Source organism: Actinomadura montaniterrae (genome assembly GCF_008923365.1).
Lineage (GTDB): Bacteria > Actinomycetota > Actinomycetes > Streptosporangiales > Streptosporangiaceae > Spirillospora > Spirillospora montaniterrae.
In genome coordinates, this window is sequence record NZ_WBMR01000416.1 from 1 (window position 1) to 3,592 (window position 3,592).

Annotated in this window: 5 protein-coding genes; all 5 read right to left on the reverse strand. The window is 72.7% G+C overall.

Features of this window, described 5'->3' with window-relative positions; translation table 11 throughout:
- The coding region (locus F9B16_RS49730) for an ATP-binding cassette domain-containing protein (RefSeq protein ID WP_151547241.1) at window positions 1–387 on the reverse strand (387 nt) is incomplete at its 3' end.
- Window positions 384–1,160 carry an ABC transporter permease gene (locus F9B16_RS49735; protein WP_151547242.1) on the reverse strand — a complete coding sequence of 259 codons (777 nt, stop codon included), beginning with the start codon at window positions 1,158–1,160 and terminating at the stop codon, window positions 384–386. The genes F9B16_RS49730 and F9B16_RS49735, both read right to left, overlap by 4 nt.
- On the reverse strand, window positions 1,157–2,596 hold the full coding sequence (locus tag F9B16_RS49740; protein WP_225992674.1) for an ABC transporter substrate-binding protein: 1,440 nt from the start codon (window positions 2,594–2,596) through the stop codon (window positions 1,157–1,159). The genes F9B16_RS49735 and F9B16_RS49740 overlap by 4 nt, the downstream gene beginning before the upstream one ends.
- A 9-nt stretch (window positions 2,597–2,605) precedes the next feature.
- Window positions 2,606–2,833, reverse strand: a complete 228-nt coding sequence (locus tag F9B16_RS49745; protein WP_151547243.1) for a 4Fe-4S dicluster domain-containing protein — start codon at window positions 2,831–2,833, stop codon at window positions 2,606–2,608.
- A 79-nt stretch (window positions 2,834–2,912) separates the two neighbouring features.
- A partial coding sequence (locus F9B16_RS49750; RefSeq protein WP_151547244.1) for a GntR family transcriptional regulator occupies window positions 2,913–3,592 on the reverse strand: 680 nt, incomplete at its 5' end.

Sequence of the window (3,592 nt, forward strand, 5' to 3'; positions counted from 1 at the left end):
CAGCCGCCCGGCGGCGTCGCCGAGGCCGACGCGGGCCAGCCAGCGGTCCGCCTCGGCGCGCCGCTCCGCCCGCCGCACGCCGCGCAGCGACAGCGCCAGCTCGACGTTGCGGCGCGCGGTCCGCCACGGCAGCAGCGCGTCGTCCTGGAACATCAGCGCCCGGTCGGCGGACGGCCCGGTGACGGGCTCGCCGCCGGCGAGGACGCGCCCGGACGCGGCGGGCAGCAGCCCGGCGAACGCGCGCAGCAGCGTCGACTTCCCGCAGCCGGACGGGCCGAGCACGGCGAGGATCTCCCCGGCCCCGGCGGTCAGGTCGAGGCCGGTGACGACGGCCCGGCCGCCGTAGCCGAGCGTGACGTCCTCGGCCCGCAGTTCGAGGCCCTTCATGACCGGTCCTCCCTCGGCAGCCAGCGGGTCAGCCGGCGGCCGGTCAGCTCCACGGCGGCGGAGGTGAGGTAGCCGAGCAGCCCGATGGTGGCCATCCCGACGAGCACGCCGGGGTAGTCGACGATCGTGTACGCCTGCCAGGTGCGGTAGCCGACGCCGAAGTCGCCGGAGATCATCTCAGCGGAGATCACGCAGATCCACGCGACGCCCATCCCGATGGACAGGCCGCCGAACACGCCCGGCAGGATCCCCGGCAGGACGACCTGGAGCAGCACCCGGAGGCGGCTGCCGCCGAGCGTGCGGACGGCGTCCTCCCACACGACCGGCAGGGCCTTCACCGCGTGCCGGGTGCCGACCAGGACGGGGAAGAACGCGGCGGCGAAGGTGATGAACACGATGCCCTGCTCGTTCGCGGGGAACAGCAGGATCGCGACCGGCACCAGCGCGATCGCCGGGATCGGCCGGGCGACCTCGAACAGCGGCTGCAGCAGGTCGCCCGCCCACCGCGACCGGGCGGTCGCGACGCCCGCCGCGACGCCGAGGACGGCGGCGAGCGCGAACCCGGTGAGGATGCGGACGAGGCTCTGCGCGACGTCCTGCCAGTACTGCGCGTGCTCGACCTGACGCCCGAACTCGTGCAGCACGTCGGCCGGGCCGGGAAACCGGTCGAACCGGACCCACAGCCGGACGTTCGCGGCGGTGAGCAGCTGCCACACCGCGAGCGCGGCGAGGATGGACGCGGCGCGAACGGGCCAGCGGAGGAGGCGGCTCACGCGCTCTTCACCGCCTCGTCGTAGGTGACGACCTTGGCGCCGGAGTGCGCGGCGATGTACTTGCGCGCACCCTCGTCCGTCGCGAACGGCTTGAATCGCTGGTCCGCCTTGGCCGACGGGTCCTCGACCCAAACGTCCTTGTCGGCGAACCAGCGGGTGCCGGTCGTGGCGTCGGGGATGTAGACGGCCCGGAGCTTCTTCCCCTGCCCCTGCAGCGCGCGCACGTTCTTCAGCAGGCAGACCGGGTCGGCGACAGGCCGCGTCCTCTCCTCGCCCTGCACCCACACCTCACCTGCGGTCTTCGGGTCGTCCACCTGGGTCTTGCACACCTCGTCGGCCCCGGTGATGGCGGCCGGGTTGGCGGTGGACGCGGCGTCGTGGTCGTAGGACGCGCCGTACGCCTTCCTGATGTAGGCGTCGTTGATGAAGGGCCCCACTTCCAGGGGCGTCTGGATGACCCCGATCGACTTCAGGAACGGGACGTCATGCACGAACGCGTCCTTCAGCCCCTGCTTGATAGTCGGGTCGAAGGTGGCGACACCGCCCGCGCCGTTGTAGAGGTAGACGGTCTCGGCGGGCAGCCCGGTGGTGGACGCCACCGACTCGGCCGCTTCCAGGGGATGCTGGTGCAGGTAGGTCGTCGCGTCGATCTGCGCGCGCAGGAACGCGTCCAGCACCTTGCCGTTCTTCTCGGCGAACTGGTTGCGCACCACCACGCCGTGGAACGTCGGCACGTCCAACTGGCCGCCGTCATAGAGCAGCCGTGCCTGCCCCTTGTTCACCAGCAGGCCGGGCCAGGCGACGAACTGCGCGAACGCGGCGGCGCTCCCCGCCTGCAGCGCCGACGCGCCCACCGTGGGCTGCTGGTTCTCGATCTTCACGTCCTTGGCGGGATCCAGCCCGTACTTGCGGGCCGCCTGGACGAACGTGCCGTGCCCGGCCGAGCCGACGCTCGTCGAGACCGTCTTCCCCTTGAGGTCGCGCAGCGTCCTCGCCTTCGAGCCCGGGGCGACGACGACGCCGTTCAGCGAGCCGCGCATGTTGTAGCCGGTCACCGACACCCACGACGTCTTCGCGTCGCCGCCCTGCGCCTGCGCCCGCGACCCGTTGATCAGCAGTGGGTAGTCGCCCATCGAGCCGATGTCGATCTTCCCGGCGAGCATCTGCGCGGTGATCGGCGCGCCGGTGTCGTAGTCGCGCCACACCACCGAGTACTCCGTGCCGTCCTGCTGCCCGAGCGCCTTCAGCCGCTTCTCGAAGTAGCCGAGCGAGCGCAGCAGCGTCCCGGCGGTGACGGTGTTGATGGTCTTGGACTGGTACCCCACGACGATCTGCCCCGAGCCCCCGCCGCCGGCGGCGTTCCCGGCCACCGTGCAGCCGGCCGCGAGCGGGAGGAGGGCGGCCGCCGCGGCCAGCGTCGTCTTCATCGCGTTCATCGGATTCCTTCAGCGCAGCAGGTAGGGCATGTCGATGGTCACGGCCCCGGTCGGGCACCGGTCGGCGCACGGCCCGCAGTACCAGCACTCGTCGACGTGCATGTACGCCTTGCCGGTCTCCGGGTGGACGGCGAGGGCGTCCAGCGGGCACACGTCGATGCACAGCGTGCAGCCGTCGATGCAGAGCGACTCGTCCACCGTCACGGGGACGTCGGCGCGGTTCTCCACGAGGGACATGGGTCCTCCAGGGTGTGCGGGCATGCGGGACTCGCCGCGCGGCGCTGCGCGGCACCGGCCGGGGCGGCCGGGAGGAGGGTCAGGCGCGGCTCATGGAGCCGCTCATCGTGATCCGGTCGCCGCGGAAGCGGATGAACTCCAGGTCCACGGGGCGCCCGTCCGATAGGTGGGTGAGGCGTTCGAGCATCAGCAGGGCGGCGCCGCGCGGGGCGTCGAGAGTCGCGGCGGAGTGCGGGTCGGCGTTGACCGCCTCGAGCATCACCTCGGCGCGGCCGAGCGGCTGCCCGGCGATGCGTTCGAGCAGCACGAAGATGTCGTTGCGGACCAGGTCCTCGGCCAGCAGCGGCTCGCCGAGGTCGCGCGGGATGTAGGTGAGGTCGAGGGAGAGCGGCAGCCCGTTCAGCCGCCGGATCCGCTCGATGTAGACGACCGGCTCGCCGCCGGGCGTGCCGAGCCGGGAGGAGATCTCGCGGGACGGGGTGATCAGCCCGGTCAGCCGCACCTCGTTGGCGACCTCGCCGTGCTCGCGCAGCGTCTCGGCGAGGCCGAGCAGCCGCTCCAGCCCGTGCGGGTACTTCTCGGCGACCGCGTGCGTGCCGACGCCGGGACAGCGCTCGATGAGCCCCTCGGCGCGCAGCAGCGCGAGGGCCTCCCGGACGGTGTTGCGGGACGCGCCGAACTCGCGGACGAGCTCGGCCTCGGCGGGCAGCGCGCCGCTGCGCAGGTCGCCGTAGAGCACCTGGCGGCGCAGGACGTCCG